Consider the following 21,378-nt stretch of genomic DNA (forward strand, 5'->3'; position numbering starts at 1 on the left):
CAGCACCCGCTTACTCAACAGGAGCCGAACATGAACACACGTACCATCTTCCTCAGCGGCGCACTGGCTATCACCTTGGCCATGGCCGGCTGCGCCACCAATTCCCCCAGCAATGCGCAGATTGGCACAGGCGTTGGCGCAGTCGCAGGTGGCCTGCTCGGCGATGCCGTCTTTGGTTCCACACTGGGCACGGTGGGCGGTGCAGCCGCCGGTGCACTGATTGGCAATGAAGTGGGCAAAAAATCCGACCAGCCACACCGCGGCAAAAAACGCCATTGAATATTTTTCGCTTTCCCCTTCTTTGGCCGCTTCCTGAAGCGGCTTTTTTTACGCCTGGCTACAGCCCTAAACCACGCACAGCCTGTATCAGACAGCCACACTGCATAGAATCACCGGGGTGGATATCCCTCATACCCCCCCTCTTACCCGCCGTTCCATCCAGGACCTGCCCGATGAGCTGATCAGCCAGATTGCGGCAGGTGAGGTGGTCGAACGCCCTGCCTCTGTCGTGCGTGAGCTGGTCGATAACGCCCTGGACGCTGGTGCCACCCAGATCACCGTACGCCTGCTCGCGGGCGGTGTGCGCCTGATTGCCGTAGAAGACGATGGCTGCGGCATTCCCCGTGAAGAGCTGCCCGTGGCCCTGCGCCGCCATGCCACCAGCAAGATCCGTGATCTGCAGGAGCTGGAACACGTAGGCACCATGGGCTTTCGTGGCGAGGCACTGGCAGCCATTGCCTCGGTGTCCGAAACCTCCATCCTCTCGCGCCTGGACGGTGAGCCACAGGCCTGGCTGCTGGAAGCGCGCAGCGGCGAACTGCGCCCCGCTGCACGCAGCCGCGGCACCACGCTGGAAGTCAAGGAACTGTTTTTCAGCACGCCCGCACGCCGCAAATTCCTCAAGAGCGATGCCACGGAACTGGCGCACTGCATCGAGTCCGTGCGCCGCCATGCCCTCGCGCGCCCCGATGTGGGCTTTGCCATCTGGCACGAAGGCAAGCTGGTCGAGCAGTGGCGTGCCGTCAGCTTTGATCCGCAGGACAGCCAGCAGCGCGCCGACGCTCTGGCCCGGCGTCTGAGCGATGTGCTGGGCGACGATTTCATCGCCAACACGATTCCTGTTTTGCGCACCTCGGCTTCCAGCGGCATCACCGTCTATGGCCGCGCAGGCCTGCCCGATGCCGCACGCAGCCGCCCGGACCAGCAGTACTGCTACGTCAACGGCCGCTTTGTGCGCGACAAGGTCATCACCCACGCCGCCAAAAGTGCGTATGAAGACGTGCTGCACGGCCAGAAACAGCCGATTTACGCGCTGTACATGGAGATCGATCCCGCCCGCGTGGACGTGAACGTACACCCCACCAAGATCGAGGTGCGCTTTCGCGACAGCCGCGAAGTGCACCAGGCCATCAAGCATGCCGTGGAAGACGCCTTGGCCGCCCCCCGCGCGGCACTGCTGGCCCAGCAGGAGCAAGCCGCCGCAGGCACTGCCGCACAGTCAGACGGAGTCGCCGCCACCACCAACCCCAGCGCGCTCTGGCAACCCAAGGTGAGCGCACCTGTACGCCCAACCATGAAGGCGCAAGTGCAGTTCAGCATGCCGCTGCAGGAGCAGGCTGGGCACAAGGTCAGCGACCTGCAGGCGCTGTGGGCCCCACTGCGTGAAGCCAAGGCCGATACGCCACCTGCCACCGCCCCCGCATCTGTACCCACTTCTGCATCTGCCCCCCCATCTGCACCTGCAGCTACAGCTACAGCTACAGCTACAGCTACAGCTACAGAATTACAAGCTACCAGCGCTGTATCCACAAGCATTTCAGATACAAAACATACGGAAAACCTTGCTAATCCAGCGCAAGCCGCTGCTGTATCTGAAGCATCCAACCCTGCACCCACAGCCAGCAACTGGCCGCTGGGCCGTGCTGTGGCGCAAATCCATGGTGTCTACATCCTGGCCGAGAACGCGCAAGGCATGGTGATTGTGGACATGCACGCCGCCCACGAGCGCATCGTCTACGAGCGCCTCAAGGCCCAACTGGGCAATGACCAGCCCATTGCCAGCCAGCCCCTGCTGATACCTGCCACCTTTGCCGCCACGCCGCAGGAAGTGGCCACGGCCGAAGCCCATGCAGAGACACTGCGCGTGCTGGGGCTGGAAATTGCGCCGTTTTCGCCCAAGACGCTGGCCGTGCGCGCCGTGCCTGCTACGCTGGCGCAAGGCGATGCCGTAGAACTGGCGCGCAGCGTGCTGGCGGAGCTGGAGCAGCATGAAGCCTCCGGCGTCATTCAGCGCGCACGCAATGAAATTCTGGCCACCATGGCCTGCCACGGTGCGGTGCGCGCCAACCGCAGGCTCACGCTTGACGAAATGAACGCCCTGCTGCGCCAGATGGAAACCACCGAGCGCTCTGACCAATGCAACCACGGCCGCCCCACTTGGCGGCAGCTGAGCATGAAAGAGCTTGACGCCTTGTTTCTGCGAGGCCGTTGATCATGGCTACGCCCACCACTTCTTCTTCCCAACGCATGTCCATTCCCTTTTTCGCACGCGTGCGCGCGGCGCTCGACACCTTCTCTCCCACCGAGCGCAAGCTGGCCCAGGTGGTGCTGGACTACCCCATCAACCTGGCAGGCTACAGCGCCAGCGAACTGGCTCAGCTGACGGGCGTATCCAACGCCACGGTCACGCGCTTTATCCGCCGCCTGGGCTATGACAGCTATGAAGAAGCTCGCCGCACCGCGCGCCTGGAAGCCAGCACCGGCGGCCTGCCCCTGCCAGCGGCCGACGTCAGCATCTCGCCCAGCACGCCCAACTGCGCCTTGCTGTGGCAGCAGCTGCAGGACAACCTGACCGCCACGCTGGCGCAGATTCCTGCCAGCACCATGGATGCCATGGCCTCGGCCCTGCACCAGGCTCCGGCCATCTTCTGCGTGGGCCTGCAGCACAACCACATGCTGGCGCGTTCCCTGCGCGGCCACCTGATGGCGGGGCTGGACAAGCCTATCTACGGCGCACCGGCCGCGGGGGAAACCGTGGAAGACGTACTGGCCCGCATTGCACCGCGCGACATGGTGGTGCTGTTTGCGCTGGGCGGCATCCGTGCCGACATGGCCGACCTGTGCGAGCGCGCCCGCAAGCTCGGCGCCAAGCTGATCTGCATTACCGACACTGCCAGCCATGCACCCCCTTCGGACTGGCTGCTGCGCTGCCACACCACATCGCATGCACCCGAGGTGCGCCACCTCACCGACACCAGCGCAGCCCAGGCACTGGCCTACGGCCTGGCGGCCCACACCATCCAGTGGGGTGCGATTCCGTTTGAGCTGATCTGAAACGGCTCACACAGCCAGTCATTCATTGTTTTTATAGCTTGCAGTGCCTGAAGTTCAAGGACTTCAGGCGCTTTTGTATTTGAAGTACCCATAAATCGGGCGCTAGCTGCTTGTAAAACTGAAGCAGCCTCAGCGCTGCATACCATGCGCCATCAGGCATGGCCTACATATCCAAAAGAGAGCAATCATCACAGCACACCCGGAGTGCTATCAAAAATCAAGCGCCAGACAGCTGCAACCGCCGCACTTCCTCTGTGCAGCAAGCGCCAAAAACTGTGCATGCACGCACTGACATTGTTCAGTTATGCACCAAACTTATACATGTCATGCCTGTTTTGGTGCATGAAGGCATACATTTTTGGCATAATTTTGGGCATGCGCTGTGGCGCTTTTATTTTTGTGCCTTGAAAGACCTGCTCTCCATGAAGTACGCCAACCTCGACCAATTTCTGCAAAACGTCGCTGATCGCAACCCCGGCCAGCCTGAATTCCTGCAAGCCGTCACCGAAGTGATGGAGTCGCTGTGGCCCTTCATCGAGCAAAACCCCAAGTACGCTGACCAGGCCCTGCTGGAGCGTCTGGTGGAAGCTGAGCGCATCATTCAGTTCCGCGTCTGCTGGACCGACGACAAGGGCCAGGTGCAAGTCAACCGTGGCTACCGCATCCAGCACAGCATGGCCATTGGCCCTTACAAGGGCGGTATCCGCTTCCACCCCTCGGTCAACCAGTCCGTGCTGAAGTTCCTGGCGTTCGAGCAGACCTTCAAGAACGCACTGACTACCCTGCCCATGGGCGGCGGCAAGGGCGGCTCCGACTTCGACCCCAAGGGCAAGAGCCCTGCCGAAGTCATGCGTTTCTGCCAGGCCTTCGTGCAGGAGCTGTTCCGCCACGTAGGCCCTGATACCGACGTACCTGCGGGCGACATCGGCGTGGGCGGCCGTGAAGTGGGCTTCATGGCAGGCATGTACAAGAAGCTGTCCAACAGCGCTGCCTGCGTATTCACCGGCAAGGGCCTGAGCTTTGGCGGCTCGCTGATCCGCCCTGAAGCCACCGGCTACGGCACGGTGTATTTCGCGGAAGAAATGCTCAAGACCCGCAGCCAGTCTTTCCAGGGCATGACAGTCTCCGTCTCCGGTTCTGGCAATGTGGCCCAGTACGCCGTGGAAAAGGCCATGCAGCTGGGCGCCAAGGTAGTGACCGTGTCCGACTCTTCGGGCACCGTGTACGACCCTGCAGGTTTCTCGCCCGAGAAGCTGGCCATCCTGATGGACATCAAGAACAACAAGTACGGCCGTGTGAGCGACTACGCCGCCCAGGTGCCCGGCGTGGAATTCCTGGCAGGCCAGCGCCCCTGGAGCATCAAGGTCGACGTGGCTCTGCCTTGCGCCACCCAGAACGAACTGGACGAAGCCGATGCCAAGCAGCTCATCGCCAACGGCGTGCTGTGCGTGGCTGAAGGCGCAAACATGCCTTCCACCATCGAAGCGGCCAAGGCCTTCGAAGCCGCTGGCGTGCTGTACGCCCCCGGCAAGGCATCGAACGCGGGCGGCGTGGCCACATCCGGTCTGGAAATGTCCCAGAACGCTGGCCGCCTGAGCTGGACCGCCGAAGAAGTGGACGCACGCCTGCTGCAGATCATGCAAGGCATCCACGCCGCCTGCCTGAAGTATGGCAAGCGCAACGACGGCTCCGTGAGCTACATCGACGGCGCCAACATCGCCGGCTTTGTGAAGGTGGCTGACGCCATGCTGGCTCAAGGCGTGATCTGATCGCCTGGGCGTTTCACTGAAAGTACCGAAAGGGGCCGCAAGGCCCCTTTTCGCTTTTCAGCACTGCGGAAAATGCCTGGCGGCCAACGCACAGGCATACAAAAAAGCCCCTCAGGCACGGCCAGAGGGGCTTGGTCTATGTAGCAATAAAAAAAGAAACGGAATTATTCGCGCCAGTGCTCGGCCACCCAGGTGGCAGGCTTGATAAAGCGGAAACGCCGGTTGCGACGTCCTGCCAGTGCATCCGGCGGATTGCACTCACCATGGAAGATCACGATGCGCGCGTTATCCGGCACAAACGGTGGCTTCCAGTAATTCGTGGGCCAGGAGGGAATGCAGTGGTACTTGAAGCTGGGGCACCATTCAGCAGGCCAGTATTTGAGCTTGCCCTGCTTGTGCAGCACATCCGACAGATAGGCCTGCTCGTTACGGAACTGCTTGCGGATTGCTTCAAAGTGACCGCGGAAGTACTCGAGCACATCAGGGTGCGCACCCAGCTCAAAGCGGTAGACGGAAGAATTGCCAGTGATGCGCCATGGGCGCTTGTGGTCGTGGATGATGAGGAATTCACCGGGATAGGTGAAAAAGTCATCCAGCGGACCGGTAATCACCACATCCACATCCAGAAACAGCGCCGTGCCCTTGAGGCCATGCAAATCCTTGCTGAAGGTGGTCAGCTTGGTCCAGCCGCGCTCGGGAATGCCAGGCGGCAGGTCCAGCGAAGGAATCGGCAGACATTCCACCTCGGGACGAATCCCTTCGGAATTGTCGGTCAGGCAGACAAAGCGAAAATCACCACTGAGATGGCGACGCACCATGGCATACAGGCGGTTGACGTACTCAGGCCCGTACTTGGTGCCCCACTTCATGCACAGAATGTGACGCTCGGAAGATGTGGAAGCAGTAACTGTCATGCAGCAGTGCGCCTTTAATCAGGACGACCTTTTTTGAGCGACTTGGGCTTGGCCTTCTTGGCACGCTTGATCAGGCCACCCTGTGTGAGGCGCTGGTTACCCAGCACGCGGATCTGCTTGACCGTAGGCTTGGTGCCTGCGCGGCCAAACTTCAGCAGCTTGACGTCACGAGGACCGGGCATACGGTCTTCGTCAAAGGCCTTGTCCTTCTCAGGAATGGGACGCCACAGCACCAGCAGCTTGCCGATGTGCTGGATGGGGGCAGCGTTCAGTTCGTCGCACAATTGCAGATAAACCTGCTCACGTGCGGCGCGATCGTCACCGAACACACGAACCTTGATCAGGCCGTGGGCGTTCAAAGCGGCGTCAACTTCCTTCTGTACGGCCGGTGTAAGGCCGTCAGCACCAATCATGACCACAGGGTCCAGATGGTGGGCATTGGCGCGGTGTTCCCGGCGCTCAGCGGGAGTTAATTCAATTTGGGGCATGCCCGTATTATCGAGGCAGGAAGAAATTTGCGATGAATACCAAAACGAAAAGCAAGAAGGTCAACAAGAATTGGCTGCATGCGCACATCAACGACCCTTATGTGCAAGCCGCACAAAAGGACGGCTACCGCGCACGCGCAGCCTACAAACTCAAGGAAATTGACGAGACCTTCAAGCTCATCAGGCCCGGCCAGATTGTGGTCGACCTGGGCTGCGCCCCCGGCGCCTGGAGCCAGTACCTGCGCCGCAGACTATCGCCCACCGGCGCAGCCGCAGGTGAACTCAACGGCACTATCATCTCTCTGGACCTGCTGCCCATGGAGCCGATTGAAGGCGTGCACTACATCCAGGGCGACTTCCGCGATGAGTCTGTACTCACTCAACTGGAAGATGTGGTTCAGGGTCGGCCGGTGGATGTGGTGGTTTCGGATATGGCCCCCAATCTCTCCGGCCACAGCACCACCGATGGCGCACGCGTAGCCCACCTGATCGAGCTGGCCGTGGACTTCGCCACCCGCCACCTGCGCCCAGAAGGCGCGCTGGTCACCAAGGTGTTCCACGGCCCCGGCTACGACGAACTGGTCAAGCTGTTCCGTGAGCATTTCAAGGTGGTCAAGCCCCTGAAGCCCAAGTCTTCGCGTGACAAGTCCGCAGAAACTTTCCTGATCGGAATCGGTCTGAAATAAGACGGCAGCCCCCTTGCTGGCGCAGAAAAACCTTGAATCCCGTTGTCTTGGCGGGAATAGGGTCTCGGCGCTCTCGCTTGAAAGACCTAAAATGAGCCACATCTGGGAAACACCCCTTTCCCATATGAATGTTTCTCCTCTTTTCCTCTGGAGCCCCGCTTGAACAATCAGTGGTTTTCAAAAATTGCCGTCTGGCTGGTCATTGCCATGGTGCTGTTCACGGTATTCAAGCAATTTGATACCCGTGGCAGTGCAGGTGCTGCCCAAATCGGCTATTCGGAATTCCTGGCAGATGTGCGTAGCAACCGCATCAAAAGTGCAACCATCCAGGAAGGCCCCAGTGGCACCGAAATCGTTGCACTCACAAACGATGATCGCCGTGTTCGCACCACTGCGACCTATCTGGATCGCGGCCTGGTCGGAGATCTGATCGACCACGATGTCAAGTTCGACGTCAAGCCCCGTGAAGAAGGTTCTCTGCTCATGAGCCTGCTGGTGAGCTGGGGCCCCATGCTCCTCTTGATTGCTGTGTGGATCTACTTCATGCGCCAGATGCAAGGTGGCGGCAAGGGCGGCGCTTTCAGCTTTGGCAAGTCCAAGGCACGTATGCTGGATGAAAACAGCAACAGCGTGACCTTTGCTGACGTGGCTGGCTGCGACGAGGCCAAGGAAGAAGTCAAGGAAGTCGTGGACTTCCTGAAAGACCCCAACAAGTTCCAGAAGCTCGGCGGCCGCATTCCCCGTGGTCTGCTGCTGGTCGGCCCTCCTGGTACAGGTAAGACCCTGCTGGCCAAGTCGATTGCCGGCGAAGCCAAGGTGCCTTTCTTCTCGATCTCCGGTTCGGACTTCGTAGAAATGTTCGTCGGCGTGGGCGCTGCCCGTGTGCGCGACATGTTCGAGAACGCCAAGAAGAACGCTCCCTGCATCATCTTCATTGACGAAATTGATGCTGTGGGCCGCCAGCGTGGTGCCGGCATGGGTGGTGGCAACGATGAACGTGAGCAGACACTGAACCAGATGCTGGTCGAGATGGACGGCTTTGAGACCAACCTCGGCGTGATCGTCGTGGCTGCAACCAACCGCCCCGACATTCTGGATGCTGCCCTGCTGCGCCCCGGCCGTTTTGACCGTCAGGTCTATGTGACGCTGCCTGATATCCGTGGCCGTGAACAGATCCTGAACGTGCACATGCGCAAGATCCCTGTGGGTCAGGACGTGAACGCTTCCGTGATCGCCCGTGGCACGCCCGGCATGTCCGGCGCTGATCTGGCCAACCTGTGCAACGAAGCTGCTCTGATGGCTGCACGCCGTAACGCGCGCACTGTCGAGATGCAGGACTTCGAAAAGGCCAAGGACAAAATCATCATGGGCCCCGAGCGCAAGACCATGGTCATGCCCGAGGAAGAGCGCCGCAACACGGCCTACCACGAAGCGGGCCACGCCCTGATCGGCCGCCTGCTGCCCAAGTGCGATCCTGTGCACAAGGTCACCATCATCCCTCGTGGTCGAGCACTGGGCGTGACCATGAGCCTGCCCGAGAAGGATCGCTACTCCTACGACAAGGAGTACATGCTCAACCAGATCGCCATGCTGTTCGGTGGCCGCATCGCAGAAGAAGTGTTCATGAACCAGATGACCACTGGTGCATCGAACGACTTTGAGCGCGCTACCCAGATCGCCCGCGACATGGTGACCCGCTACGGCATGAGTGATGCACTTGGCCCCATGGTGTATTCCGAGCAGGAAGGCGAACCCTTCCTGGGTCGCACCTTCAGCCGTGGTGCCAACCTGTCCGAAGCCACCATGCAGAAGGTGGATGACGAAGTGCGCCGCATCATCGATGAGCAGTACAATCTGGCACGCAAGCTCATCGAAGACAACCAGGACAAGATGCACGCCATGGCCAAGGCCATGCTGGAGTGGGAAACCATTGACTCCGAGCAGCTGGACGACATCTTTGCTGGCAAGGAGCCCCGTCCTCCAAAGGACTTCGTTCCCCGCACGCCCAACCCATCGGACGACAACAACAACTCCAGCGGTGGCGCTACATCCGTAGACACCAATCCATCGCCTAGCGCTGCCTGAGACAGCACTACACATCAGACGGGGCCATAGTGCCCCGTTTTTCTTTGCCCATTGGAGATCAACGTATGCCGCAATGGCAAACCACCCATTTCCTGCTGGACCTCAAGCGCCCTCTGATCATGGGCATCGTCAACAACACCCCAGACTCGTTTTCGGATGGCGGCAAGTACCAGGGCCAGCGTGCCCTGCAACATGCCGAGCAGCTGATCAAGGACGGTGCGGATATTCTGGATATCGGCGGAGAGTCCACCCGCCCCGGCTCGCCCGCCGTCCCCCTGGAGGAAGAACTGGCACGCGTACTGCCCGTAGTACAGGAAGCAGTCCGGCTGGGCGTGGCTGTTTCTGTGGATACCTACAAACCACAGGTCATGCAGGCTGTGCTGGATCTGGGAGCGGACATCATCAATGACGTCTGGGGACTGCGCCAGCCCGGCGCACAGGATGTGGTCGCAGCCCACCACAGCTGTGGTGTCTGCCTCATGCACATGCACCAGACGCCGCAGAACATGCACCTGCAGCACATGCAGGGCGATGCTGTCCCTCAGGTATGCGACTTTCTGCTGCGCGAAACCCAGGCATTGCTGGATCGTGGCGTGGCACGCAATCGCATCGTCTGGGACTATGGCATCGGCTTTGGAAAAAGCGTGCCACAAAATTTTGCCTTGCTGGCGCGACAGGCGGAGCTGCTGGATTTAGACTTTCCCCTGCTCGCCGGATGGTCCCGCAAGGGCTCACTGGGCCAGGTCAGTGGACTGCCGGTGCAGCAGCGCATGGTTCCCAGCGTCGCAGCGGCCCTGCTGGCCGTAGAACGCGGCGCACGCATTGTGCGCGTACATGATGTGGCTGAAACCAGGGCTGCACTGTCCGTCTGGCAAGCCATGCACGACCAGACACACAACAACGCATCACAAGAGAATTGACAATGGCTCGCAAGTATTTTGGCACTGACGGTATTCGCGGCAGAGTGGGGCAATCGGTCATCAACCCCGACTTCGCCCTGCGTCTGGCGCACGCCGTAGGCCGCGTGCTCAAACAGCAGCAAGAGCGCCCCACTGTTCTGATTGGCAAGGACACCCGTATTTCTGGCTACATGCTGGAAGCAGCCATGGAGGCCGGCTTCAATGCCGCAGGAGTGGATGTCATCTTGCTCGGCCCTCTGCCAACACCTGGCGTGGCCTACCTCACCCGCACCCAGCGCGCCAGCCTGGGCGTAGTCATCAGTGCCAGTCACAACCCGTACTACGACAACGGCATCAAGTTCTTCAGCGCACAGGGCAGCAAGCTCGACGATGCCTGGGAAGAAGCCGTAGAAGCTGCGCTGGAAGATGCGCCGCAGTGGGTGGATTCATCAGCATTGGGCAAGACCCGCCGCCTGGATGATGCCGCAGGCCGCTATATCGAGTTCTGCAAGAGCACCTTTGACAATCAGCTGTCATTGCACAGTCTCAAGATCGTGGTCGATGCTGCCCACGGCGCGGCCTATCACATTGCCCCCAAGGTCTTGCACGAACTGGGTGCCGATGTCATCACCATCGGCTGCGACCCCAATGGCCTGAACATCAACGATGGCGTGGGTGCAACCCATCCTGAAGCACTGGCTTTGGCAGTGCGTGCCAACCACGCCGACTATGGCGTGGCGCTCGATGGCGATGCAGACCGGCTGCTCATGGTGGATGCCTCCGGCCGCATCTATAACGGCGATGAGTTACTGTACCTCATGGTGCAGGAGCGCCTGCAGCGCGGCGAGCAAGTCGCAGGTGTGGTCGGTACGCTCATGACCAATATGGCCGTAGAGATTGCCTTGCAGCAGCAGGGCATTGGTTTTGTCCGCGCCAAGGTGGGAGACCGCTATGTGCTGGAAGCCCTGAACGACAAGGGCTGGCTCATCGGGGGCGAAGGCTCGGGGCACCTGCTGGCACTGGATAAACAGACCACAGGCGACGGTCTGGTCAGCGCCCTGCAGGTGCTGCAAAGCTGCGTACGCAGTGGCAAGACACTGGCTGAGCAGCTGTCAGCGCTGACGCTCTTTCCGCAGACGCTGATCAATGTGCGCCTGTCCCCTGAGCAGGACTGGAAGCAGAACCAGCTCCTGGCCCAGGCCCAGCAGGAAGTGGAGCAGCAGTTGGGCAATACCGGCCGCGTACTGATTCGTGCCAGCGGCACAGAGCCATTGCTGCGTGTGATGGTGGAAGCACGTGATGCAGACCTGGCCAGCCACTGCGCACAAAAGCTGGCGGACGCCGCCAAAGCGGGTTAACACTTACTGCTGATTGCCGCACTGTGGCCGTGCGAAATGCTTGCATTTGTCGGCCGGCCCGCCAACAATTGGTTTTGCACCCTGAGGGTGCAAGCCCCAAGCCCGGACAACCACCGTTGCCCGGGCTTTTCTCTGTTACAGCACAGATGCAGAACAAGTCCTACAACCTGGAAGTCATGCTGTAACACCCTTTTCGCCTTATCCTCCAGCCTAGTCGCCACAGCTTTGCATGCACTGGGCCGGACCTTCTTTCACAGCGGTTTAACCGCACCTCCGCGAGGAAGTATTTCATGGCAACCCAAAAACCTGCTATCACCGTGTCGTCGCTGGACATGGATCGTTTGGAAGCTTTGCTGGACAAGCTGCCCCAGAATTTTCCAGGCCGTGACGCTCTGGAAGCCGAGCTGGACCGAGCTGACGTACTCGATCCTCAGGACATGCCTGCTGACGTGGTGACGATGAACTCCACCGTCCGCTTCTCCCTGCAAGGTACCGAAAACAGCCAGACGCTGACACTGGTCTACCCCAAGGAAGTCGATGGCAGCCCGGACAAGGTTTCCGTCTTTGCCACCGTAGGCACAGCACTGCTGGGTCTGCGCATCGGTGACACCTTTGAACTGCCCAGCCCCACGGGCAAAGTCGTCACCGTCAAAGTGGAAGCCATCACCTACCAGCCAGAGCGCTCTGGCGAACTGCATCGCTGATACAGCAGCTACCGGCGTGCCTTGCACGCCACATCCTGCGCAGAGAGTCCATACCGGTAAGCATCAGTAAATTCAGCAATTGCAGTAATTTCCCCATTCCTAGGCACAATCTGGGTATGACACAAAACACCCCACTTCCTGCACTGACACGGCAATTCGTTTCGCACTTTGGCGAAATGGGTAGCCGTTGGGGCATCAACCGCACCGTAGGCCAGATCTACGCATTGCTGTATTTGTCACCACGTGCACTCAATGCCGAAGAGATTGCCGAGACCCTGGAGTTCTCGCGGTCCAACGTCAGCATGGGCCTGAAGGAGCTGCAGTCGTGGCGTCTGGTCAACCTGCGCCACCACGCCGGTGATCGCCGTGAATACTTTGAAGCACCACAAGACGTCTGGGAAATTTTCCGCCGCCTGGCCGAAGAGCGTCGCCGCCGCGAGATCGAACCCACGCAGTCCATGCTGCGCTCTGCACTGCTGGAAGAAGCTTCCAGCGATGATGAACGCTATGCCCAGCAGCGCATGCAGGACATGTATGAGCTGATTGAGAAACTCATGACTTGGTTCGACGATGTCCAGCGCCTCAAGCCTGAAACTGCCATGCAGCTCATGGGCATGGGTGCTGCCGTCACCCGGGTACTGGACTTCAAGGATCGCCTGCTGGGCGGTGAAAAGTCCAAGGGCAAGGATGAAAATCCAGCTGCCTGAGTCTGAAGGTTATCTTCTTTCAAGCCTGCGTTACGCAGGCTTTTTTTATGTACTGCTGCACTGCCCACTGGGCGAAACAGGGTATTGGATGACAGCATCGTTGGCCCGTATCTGCTTAGCATGACAAGCGCTTACCCATTGTCATACTTGCTAACAAAGGCTTCTACGATGGAAAAAAACGACCTGAAAGGTATTCACAATTACACAGCACCCGCTGGGGGCTGGGGTGCACTCAAGGCCACTGCCTGGGCTATTGCAGAAGAAATGCATGTCTGCCAGGCAGCTGAAACACTGCTGCACACCAACAAGCCTGACGGATTCGACTGCCCGGGCTGTGCATGGCCTGACAAGGAACACACTTCTACCTTTCAGTTCTGCGAAAACGGCGCCAAAGCCGTCACATGGGAAGCCACCAAAAAGCGTGCAACGCCCGATTTTTTTGCGCAGCACACGGTCAAGGAGCTGCTGAGCTGGAGCGATCACGATCTGGAAGACACAGGGCGTCTGACCCACCCCATGGCCTACGAGCCTGGCAGCGACACCTACCAGGCCATCAGCTGGGAAGAGGCCTATGCACGTATTGCCCAAGTGCTGCAGCAACAGTCAGACCCCAGCAGCGTGGAGTTCTACACCTCAGGCCGGGCCTCCAATGAAGCGGCTTTTCTGTTCAACATCTTTGCACGGGAGTACGGCAGCAACAACTTCCCCGACTGCTCCAACATGTGCCACGAGCCTACCAGCGTGGGCCTGCCCAAGACCATTGGCCAGGGCAAGGGATCGGTCTCCCTCGATGACTTTGACCGCTGTGATCTCATCTTGAGCTTCGGGCACAACCCAGGCACCAACCACCCACGCATGATGAGCAACCTGCATGACTGCGCACAGCGTGGCGTGCCGATTCTGGTGTTCACCCCCTTGCGCGAGCGCTCGCTGGAGCGCTTTGCCAACCCGCAAAGCCCTGTGGAAATGGCAACCGGTGGCTCCAGCCGTATTGCGTCCTCCTACTACCAGCTCAAAGTCGGCGGTGATGCCGCAGCACTCAAAGGCATCATGAAAGCCCTGCTGGAGCTGGATGCCCAGCAGCCTGGCGTGATCGACCATGCCTTTATTGCCCAGCACACCTCGGGCTTTGAGGCTTTCAGCGCTGATCTGCAAAACAGCAGCTGGGACAGCATAGAAGCAGCCAGTGGCTTGCCCCGTGCCGCCATGCATGAGATTGCCAGCATCTACGCCGCATCGCATGCTGTCATTGCCACCTATGGCATGGGTATTACCCAGCACATCACTGGCACCCACAATGTGCAGCAAATCACCGCGCTGCTGCTCATGCGCGGCAATATGGGCAAGCCCGGTGCTGGCATCTGCCCATTGCGGGGACACTCCAACGTACAAGGCAACCGCACGGTTGGCATTACCGAGCTGCTCAATCCCGCGCTCTTTGACCGCATTGAACAAACCTTCGGGTTTCGCCCTCCGAACAAGGCAGGACACAATGCGGTTAGCGCCCTGCAGGCCATGAGCGAAGGTAGCAGCCGTGTACTCATCAGCCTGGGGGGCAATTTTGCTGCCGCCATGCCAGACCAGGCACGCTGCCAGCAAGCCATGCACAACCTGGAGCTGGCCGTCCACCTGAGCACCAAGCTGAATCGCTCACACTTGCTGATTGGCAAGGCATCCATCATCCTGCCTGTACTCGGACGTACCGAGCGTGATGTTCAAGCCAGCGGCCCGCAGGCGGTAACGGTGGAAGACTCCATGTCCATGGTGCATGCATCTCGCGGTGCGCTGCCACCTGCTTCAGCAGAACTCAGATCAGAGCCAGCCATCATCGCGGGCATCGCCCAGGCCACACTGCCAGCAAGCCGTGTCAACTGGGCCTATCTGGTTGAAGACTATGACCGCATTCGAGACCTGATCGAGCAGGTTTACCCAGACTTCAAAGACTACAACGCCCGCATTCGCCACCCCGGCGGCTTCCGTCTGCCGTTGCCTGCCACGGAGCGCATCTGGAAAACAGCTTCCGGGAAAGCCGAATTCCATGTCTTTCCCGGCCTGCATGAAGACCCTGAGTTCACAGACGTGCTGCGGCTGACCACCGTGCGCAGCCACGACCAGTACAACACCACCATTTACGGCTATGACGACCGTTATCGCGGTGTATTTGGCCGGCGCGATGTGCTGCTGATGCATGCACAGGACATGGCCGAGCGCGGCATCGAAAAAGGTGCTCAGCTGGTGGTGCAGACAGCCTTGCCCGGCCAGCCCCACAGACGACTGGTACTGACTGCCGTCCCGCATGACATTGCCAGAGGCAGTGTTGCTGCCTACTTTCCTGAGGCCAACGACCTGTGCCCCATGGAGTACCACGACCCAGACAGCGGCATCCCCTGCTATAAGTCTGTGCCCGTGACCCTGGAGCCGTTGGCTGGCTAGGCCAGCACTGACTTTGCAAGCACTGCATCAGGCCATGCGCGGCGCATAGCCTGATGCCTGGATCCATTGCCTGGATCAGTGACCTGCAACCTGCGCGCGCACGTCCTGCAAATAAGTCTTGAGGCGCTGGCGGTGCTCTGCCCCCAGGCGCAGCAAGATCTTCTGCCCTGCAGACAGTGACTGCAGCTGAGGATCAGCATATTCGTAGCGCAGCCAAGGCTGCTGCGGCGCGATCTGGCCCTGTACCTGCACCAGCGTTACAGCCAGCGGCCCTGCTGGCTCGGGCGTGAGCAGCAGATGGTCAATGACTTCCACCAATCGGTCATTGAAATATTTACCGGGATAGCCCAGCTCTTTATAGGTCGTCTGCAGCACGGGGTAGGCCTGTCGATACCAGCTTGCCGCCTGTGTGGGGGCGATGCCAGTCACAAAGTCCACCACGGCGTCATAACGGGCACTGTTGGCTGGTGCGATCTGCTGCCCCTCAGCGCCTTCCTCCAGCAATATCTTGCCGCCCACGGGCGACAGCGGCCACAGGCGCGGCGCTGCATGACTGCGCGGCAGGTTATCGATGGTAGCCACCACATGGTGGGCCAGACCTGGCAGCATCAGGAACTTCAGCGCAGGCTTGCCCAGCCATTCGACAGCCCAGCGGTCCAGCGAAGCCGCATCCGCCACGGGCTGCACATCCCCCGTCTGCTCGGGCACAGGGTGCTGAGGGCCTGGCTCCGTTGGCGGTGCGAACTCCTGCAGGGGTGCTGCTGGCACCGCCTGTTCAGGCGCAGCCGCCTCTGGCTCTGGTGGGGCTGCAGGAATGGCAGGCGGCGTCGGTACAGGCACGGTCTCTTGCGTCAGCCAGTCATCCTTGGTGTACCAGGCTACAGCTGCGGCGACAGCGATCACGACGCCCCCCACCAGCCACTTACTAGTGCCCGTTGGGCGATGTTTTTGCTGCAGGGGTGGTCGCAAATCATGGTCAGTCATGCTTTTCCTTTCAATGCCGTACATCCCACCATTGCTGTGGGAGATGCAACCATCCTAGCGCGCCTGCAAAGCATGACCAAACCTGAAGCGCACTGGCTGCAGGCCATGCAGCCAGTCAGCCCGTACGCAGCGCTTAATCGTGGTAACGCTCCGCCAGGGAATTGGCCGCCAGCATCGCGTCATACACCTCTTCCTCGGTGATCACGCGGCCCATATTGCCCATGGTGTCGTTCTTGTCGCAGGCCAGCTTGGCTACCTGACGCCACTCAGCCTCCACCCATTCGGTCAGGCCAAAGTCGCGCAACGACAGGGGCAAGCCCGCAGCCTTGATGATGCGGATCACTTCCTCCACCTCTGCCAAAGGCGCGTTTTCCAGCACCAGTTGGGTCAGCAGGCCAAAGGCCACTTTCTCACCGTGCTGGGCGTTGTGCAGTGCAGGCACCACAGCCATGCCATTGTTCACAGCGTGAGCCGCTGCCACACCGGCTGCTTCCGCACCTACACCGCTCAGGTAGATCGTGGCTTCAATGGTTTCTTCGAGGGCTGGCGTCACCGCCTTGTTGCGCACAGCGTCCATGGCGGCATCAATGTTCTTGCGCAGGATTTCATAGCACATCTCACCCAGCCCCAGCCCCGTGCGCGAGGGACGCTTGAGAATCAGGTTGGTGCCATTGCAGCGCCATGCCGCACGGGCTTCAAAGTAGGTCGCCAGTGCATCGCCCACGCCCGCTGCGAAAAAGCGTGCGGGTGCCTGCGCAATGATCTGCGTGTCAGCCAGCACGGTATCGGGGTTGTGGGGCATGAACAGGTAGTGGTCAAACTCGCCGTTGGGTTTGTAGATCACAGACAGGGCCGTGCAGGGGGCATCAGTCGATGCAATCGTGGGCACCAGAATCTGGGGCAGCTTGCAGTTGTGGGCTACGGCCTTGGTCACGTCCAGGCCCTTGCCACCACCCACACCCAGCAGCACATTGCAACCCGCCGCTTTCACGGCAGCTTCCAGGCGTGCCACTTCATCGGTGGTGCACTCGCCGCCAAACACATCTACATGGGCACGAATGCCCTGAGCCGCCAGCTGGGGCACGGTCTGCTCAACGATGCGCTGCTGGAAGAACTGGTCGGCAATGATGCAGACGAAATCACCATGCTCGGCGATGTATTCGCCCACCTGATTGAAAAGACCAGCGCCAATCAAAAACTTTTTGGGAGAAGAAACAGAACGTGGAGTCATGGAAATCTCTGATTACTCGTACTAGGGTTTTCCATAATGCCTCGTCTGCCCTCACCTCCTGACAGGCCTGAACAGGCTTCTTGATGCGGATCAAGCAAGCCATGGTTTTTGTGACAACTGTGGCCTGCGCGGTCAACCTGCGCGCAAGGTGGCTGCATCGCACCAGCGCTGCGCCACCTTGGGTGTGGTGATGCACACAGCCTCGTGCGTCACCGTGGTTACGGCGCGCTCCAGCAACTGGATGTCGGCCTCATGCTGGCGTGCCACATGCGGGTCTTCAAAGAAAATGGCGCGCTGGCAGCGGCGCTCCAGCACCAGATCGGCAATCTGTGCATCGCCACCCAGCGGGCCGCTGTTGTAGCGATCCACCCAGGGTTTGTCTGCGGGCCAGCCTTTGCTCCAGGCCATTTCATTCAGGCGCTGGCCCGTGGTGCCTGTGCCCACACGGCGCTTGAAGCGTGAGAGCAATGCAAAGTTCTTCTCTGCAAATTCCAGCATGGCGGGCTTCATGGCATCGTGGGCAATCAGCGCCACAGTCTGGTTTTCGTAGTCGTGAAAGCGGTCGGCATTACGGTCGGGCTGCAGACCTGCATGCATGCGCTCCATTTCTATCCAGTCACGGGCGCTGGCCACCGTAGACAGAAAAGGCTTGCCGTGAATCACGCACTGGCGCTTGAGCGCCAGCGCTTCGGGAAAGATAGACGATGGATCCACCGGGTCCGTGAGGTAGATCGCACCGTCCAGCGTACGCCCTTCCCCCATGCCCACCACCTCGGCCACCAGCTTCATCAGGCCACCTTCACGGCCATAGGGATAGCGCACCAGACCAGGGTAACGGTGCAGCATGTCGGCTGCCGCAATGGCGTCATAGGTACGGCCCACGGCATGCAGGCCCAGGTGCAGTTCACGAATGCCGGACTCGCACGCGCGCAGCAGTGCAAACAGGGCGGCATCTTCGGTTTGGTGGTGGAGCCGGTTGGCAGCAATACCCAACAACATCATCACATTGTCCTTTTCAAGCAGGGGCAGCCGTGCTGCTGCCCGCGGCGCACAAGCATAGATGCAATCGATGCCCTCTGGCAGGCCAAGGTCAGATACTCAGAAAATTCCATAGCTGCATCGGCTCACTCCATGGGCGTTATCGGCATTTTTCACCTGAAACGTCTGACCCAAGCGACACCACACAGCAGACAACTCTGCTAGCCTGCGCATGCCGCAGCGCAACAGCGGCTTTTGTTTGTACTGGATTCCTGCTTCGTGTCTCATACCCCTGCCACTGCGGCGGCGGCACCAGCCGTCATGTCCCCCGTCTTCATCGTTGTACTGCTGGCCGTGCTGCTGGGCTTTCAACCACTGACCACGGACCTGTACCTGCCCGCCCTGCCGCAAATCTCACAGCAGCTGCAAGCCACCGTGGCCCAGACCCAGACCACCTTCTACGCCATGGTGCTGGCATTTGGCTGCTCACAGCTGGTGTGGGGGCCGCTGTCTGACCGCTTTGGTCGCCGCCCCATTCTGCTCACCGGCATTGCGCTGTATGCCCTGTCTGGCTTTGGCTGCATGCTGGCTCCTGACATGAACATGCTGATCACCATGCGCAGTGCACAGGGCATGGCACTGGGCGCTGTGGTCATGGCCGGGCGCGCCATTGTGCGCGACCTGTACCAGCCCGTAGAAGGTGCACATGTCATGTCCAAGGCACTGACCGGGCTGGGGCTGATTGCCTGCACCAGCCCCATCCTTGGCAGCTGGCTGACCACCCAGTACGGCTGGCGTGCCACCATGGCCGCACTGGGCGTGGTGGGCATCATCGGCTGGCTCATGGTCTGGCTGCGTTTTCGTGAAAGCGTGCAGCAGCCCAACAAGCAGGCACTGCAGCCACGGCTGCTGCTGAGCAGCTGGTCACAGATTCTGCGCCACCGCACCTTTCTGGCCTACACAGCTACCACCACCAGCTCCTATGGCAGTCTGGTGATCTTTCTCACAGCATCCCCTTTTGTCTTTATCCAGGTACTGGGCTGGACGCCCGGGCAAGTGGGCTGGCTGCTTTCGTGCAACGGCATGCTCTACATCGGTGGCACCATTTTGTGCCGCAAGCTGCTGCAACGCATTGGCCTGCGCCAGACCGTGGCCTTCGCAGGCTGCCTGGCGGTAGCCTGTGCCGCCATTTTGCTGGCACTGGCATTCAGCGATGTGCGCCATGGCCTGCCCTATGCAGCCACCTGCATGCTGTTTTCCGTCTCCCACGGCCTTCAGCAGCCCTGCGGGCAAAGTGGCGCCATCAGCCCCTTTCCACAGGCCGCAGGCATGGCTTCTGCACTCAATGGCTTCATCATGATGCTGTTTGCCTTTGCCTCCGGACAGGTGCTGGGCCGCAGCTTCAATGGCACTGTATACCCCTTGGTTTTCGGATTGAGCTTCTGGTGCCTGTGCGCAGCCTTGGCATCATGGACGCTGGTGCGCCGCCATGGCGAACCCGGCAGCCACTGATGCCTTCGACGCAGGCTGTCGCCCGGTTTGATTTGTTTGTTCCTGCTTGACCTTGACAGCCTCCACTTCCCCCCTGCCCTGCATCGCGATTGCAGGCCCGACTGCCTCCGGCAAAACCAATGGCGCACTGGCACTGGCTGCCGTACTGGCTCAGCGCGGCCAGGCCAGCGAAATCATCAGCGTGGACTCTGCCCTGGTCTATCGCGGCATGGACATTGGTACGGCCAAGCCCACCCCTGAAGAACAGGCGGCCGTTCCCCACCACCTGATTGACATCATCGACCCCCTTCAGTCCTACAGCGCAGCAGAGTTTGTGCAGGACACCCAGCGCCTGGTCGCCGAGATTCGTGCACGCGGCGCTATCCCGCTGCTGGTGGGTGGCACCATGCTGTACTTCAAGGCACTGCTGGATGGCATTGATGAAATGCCCGCAGCCGATCCTGAAGTGCGTGCCAAGCTGGATGCACAGGCGGCTGAAATAGGCTGGCCTGCCATGCATGCAGAACTGGCCAAGGTGGACCCTGAAACCGCAGCCCGCCTGGCACCTGGCGATAGCCAGCGCATTCAGCGTGCGCTGGAGGTCTGGCATGTCTCCGGCCAGCCACTGTCGAGCTTTCATCAGGCAAAAAAGAGAGCTGCTGAGGCAGGACCAGCCTTCGATTGCACGCTTTTTTCCTTGGAACCCAATGACCGTGCCTGGCTGCATGCACGCATTGCTCAGCGCTATGAGAGCATGCTGAACGCGGGCTTTATTGACGAAGTCAAAGCCCTGCGCGCACGTGGCGACCTCAACCCCGATCTGCCCAGCATGCGCTGCGTGGGCTACCGCCAGGTCTGGGAAGAGCTGGACTGGCAGGAACGCAAAGGCGCAGCTGACATCAACCTGCATCTGGTGCGCGAGAAAGGCATTGCCGCCACGCGCCAGCTGGCCAAGCGCCAGATCACCTGGCTGCGCAGCATGCCCCAGCGCCACACCATTGCCTGCGATGACCCACTAGCCACCATGAAACTGGTGGAAGCAGCGCTGCGCTATCTGCCTCAGGGCTGAAGCACTGCAGCAGGACCAGAGTGCATGACAGCTGCTTACGACTGCTGCGCCAGATATGGTTTAGCCTGCAGGCCAAGGAGTTTTTCCATGCACACACGCTATCTGGCCATTCTGGCCCTCGCCATCTCCGCAGCCCTGAGCGGCTGCGCATCTTCTGGCAACTACCAGCCCGGTGAGACTTCTGCAGGCTCGTCCAGCGGCATCACCGTCTATGGCGAGATTGATGCCAGCGTAGGCCGCGTGCGCTGA

Annotated in this window: 19 protein-coding genes; 14 read left to right on the forward strand and 5 right to left on the reverse strand. The window is 60.2% G+C overall.

From position 1 onward, the window contains the following. Positions 1-30: 30 nt before the first annotated feature. The 4 genes from F7P80_RS15280 (at position 31) to gdhA (ending at position 5,102) form a co-directional block, all read left to right on the forward strand. Positions 31-279: a YMGG-like glycine zipper-containing protein gene (locus F7P80_RS15280; protein ID WP_054065519.1), complete on the forward strand. Its 249-nt coding sequence runs from the start codon at positions 31-33 to the stop codon at positions 277-279. A 124-nt stretch (positions 280-403) separates the two neighbouring features. Next, positions 404-2,491, forward strand: coding sequence for a DNA mismatch repair endonuclease MutL (mutL, locus tag F7P80_RS15285; protein ID WP_428840873.1), 2,088 nt, complete (start codon positions 404-406; stop codon positions 2,489-2,491). Positions 2,492-2,493: 2 nt separating this feature from the next. Further along, complete coding sequence (locus tag F7P80_RS15290) at positions 2,494-3,333, forward strand: MurR/RpiR family transcriptional regulator (RefSeq protein WP_077344823.1); 840 nt, start codon at positions 2,494-2,496, stop codon at positions 3,331-3,333. A 422-nt stretch (positions 3,334-3,755) separates the two neighbouring features. After that, complete coding sequence (gene gdhA, locus F7P80_RS15295) at positions 3,756-5,102, forward strand: NADP-specific glutamate dehydrogenase (protein WP_151045896.1); 1,347 nt, start codon at positions 3,756-3,758, stop codon at positions 5,100-5,102. A 164-nt stretch (positions 5,103-5,266) separates the two neighbouring features. On the opposite strand, the gene F7P80_RS15300 is transcribed toward gdhA, so the two are convergent. Both F7P80_RS15300 and F7P80_RS15305 read right to left on the reverse strand, forming a co-directional pair. Beyond that, on the reverse strand, positions 5,267-6,016 hold the full coding sequence (locus F7P80_RS15300) for a glycosyl transferase (protein ID WP_054065504.1): 750 nt from the start codon (positions 6,014-6,016) through the stop codon (positions 5,267-5,269). Between the two features lie 14 nt (positions 6,017-6,030). Beyond that, a complete protein-coding gene (locus tag F7P80_RS15305) occupies positions 6,031-6,504 on the reverse strand; it encodes a YhbY family RNA-binding protein (RefSeq protein ID WP_054065505.1) in 474 nt (157 codons plus the stop codon). 32 nt (positions 6,505-6,536) lie between these two features. Here F7P80_RS15305 and F7P80_RS15310 point away from each other — a divergent pair, with 32 nt between their 5' ends. From F7P80_RS15310 to F7P80_RS15340, 7 genes are all read left to right on the forward strand, one after another. Next, the gene (locus tag F7P80_RS15310) at positions 6,537-7,190 is read left to right on the forward strand and encodes an RlmE family RNA methyltransferase (RefSeq protein ID WP_054065506.1); all 654 of its coding nucleotides are present in this window, start codon (positions 6,537-6,539) and stop codon (positions 7,188-7,190) included. A 159-nt stretch (positions 7,191-7,349) separates the two neighbouring features. Then, the gene (gene ftsH / locus F7P80_RS15315; RefSeq protein ID WP_054065507.1) at positions 7,350-9,275 is read left to right on the forward strand and encodes an ATP-dependent zinc metalloprotease FtsH; all 1,926 of its coding nucleotides are present in this window, start codon (positions 7,350-7,352) and stop codon (positions 9,273-9,275) included. A gap of 65 nt (positions 9,276-9,340) precedes the next feature. After that, complete coding sequence (gene folP, locus F7P80_RS15320) at positions 9,341-10,195, forward strand: dihydropteroate synthase (protein WP_151045898.1); 855 nt, start codon at positions 9,341-9,343, stop codon at positions 10,193-10,195. A gap of 2 nt (positions 10,196-10,197) precedes the next feature. Then, positions 10,198-11,532, forward strand: coding sequence for a phosphoglucosamine mutase (glmM, locus tag F7P80_RS15325; RefSeq protein WP_151045900.1), 1,335 nt, complete (start codon positions 10,198-10,200; stop codon positions 11,530-11,532). A gap of 290 nt (positions 11,533-11,822) precedes the next feature. After that, complete coding sequence (gene rnk, locus F7P80_RS15330) at positions 11,823-12,236, forward strand: nucleoside diphosphate kinase regulator (RefSeq protein WP_054065510.1); 414 nt, start codon at positions 11,823-11,825, stop codon at positions 12,234-12,236. A 116-nt stretch (positions 12,237-12,352) separates the two neighbouring features. Beyond that, entirely contained in the window at positions 12,353-12,943 is a 591-nt protein-coding gene (locus F7P80_RS15335) for a GbsR/MarR family transcriptional regulator (protein WP_054065511.1), read from the forward strand. Positions 12,944-13,111: 168 nt separating this feature from the next. Next, positions 13,112-15,376 carry an FdhF/YdeP family oxidoreductase gene (locus tag F7P80_RS15340; protein WP_151045902.1) on the forward strand — a complete coding sequence of 755 codons (2,265 nt, stop codon included), beginning with the start codon at positions 13,112-13,114 and terminating at the stop codon, positions 15,374-15,376. Between the two features lie 75 nt (positions 15,377-15,451). Here F7P80_RS15340 and F7P80_RS15345 read toward each other — a convergent pair whose 3' ends face one another. From F7P80_RS15345 to F7P80_RS15355, 3 genes are all read right to left on the reverse strand, one after another. Further along, on the reverse strand, positions 15,452-16,360 hold the full coding sequence (locus F7P80_RS15345) for a DUF3014 domain-containing protein (protein WP_151045903.1): 909 nt from the start codon (positions 16,358-16,360) through the stop codon (positions 15,452-15,454). Positions 16,361-16,493: 133 nt separating this feature from the next. Then, complete coding sequence (locus tag F7P80_RS15350; protein ID WP_151045905.1) at positions 16,494-17,591, reverse strand: glycerol dehydrogenase; 1,098 nt, start codon at positions 17,589-17,591, stop codon at positions 16,494-16,496. Between the two features lie 132 nt (positions 17,592-17,723). Next, entirely contained in the window at positions 17,724-18,590 is an 867-nt protein-coding gene (locus F7P80_RS15355; RefSeq protein WP_054065522.1) for a methylglyoxal synthase, read from the reverse strand. A 258-nt stretch (positions 18,591-18,848) separates the two neighbouring features. Here F7P80_RS15355 and F7P80_RS15360 point away from each other — a divergent pair, with 258 nt between their 5' ends. The 3 genes from F7P80_RS15360 to F7P80_RS16840 all read left to right on the forward strand — a co-directional run bounded on the left by F7P80_RS15360 (position 18,849) and on the right by F7P80_RS16840 (position 21,378). Beyond that, positions 18,849-20,081: a multidrug effflux MFS transporter gene (locus F7P80_RS15360; protein WP_054065523.1), complete on the forward strand. Its 1,233-nt coding sequence runs from the start codon at positions 18,849-18,851 to the stop codon at positions 20,079-20,081. A 52-nt stretch (positions 20,082-20,133) separates the two neighbouring features. After that, positions 20,134-21,129, forward strand: coding sequence for a tRNA (adenosine(37)-N6)-dimethylallyltransferase MiaA (gene miaA / locus F7P80_RS15365; RefSeq protein ID WP_151045917.1), 996 nt, complete (start codon positions 20,134-20,136; stop codon positions 21,127-21,129). Between the two features lie 87 nt (positions 21,130-21,216). Continuing rightward, the gene (locus F7P80_RS16840; protein ID WP_170265400.1) at positions 21,217-21,378 is read left to right on the forward strand and encodes a hypothetical protein; all 162 of its coding nucleotides are present in this window, start codon (positions 21,217-21,219) and stop codon (positions 21,376-21,378) included.

It is taken from the genome of Comamonas kerstersii, assembly GCF_008801935.1.
Lineage (GTDB): Bacteria > Pseudomonadota > Gammaproteobacteria > Burkholderiales > Burkholderiaceae_C > Comamonas > Comamonas kerstersii.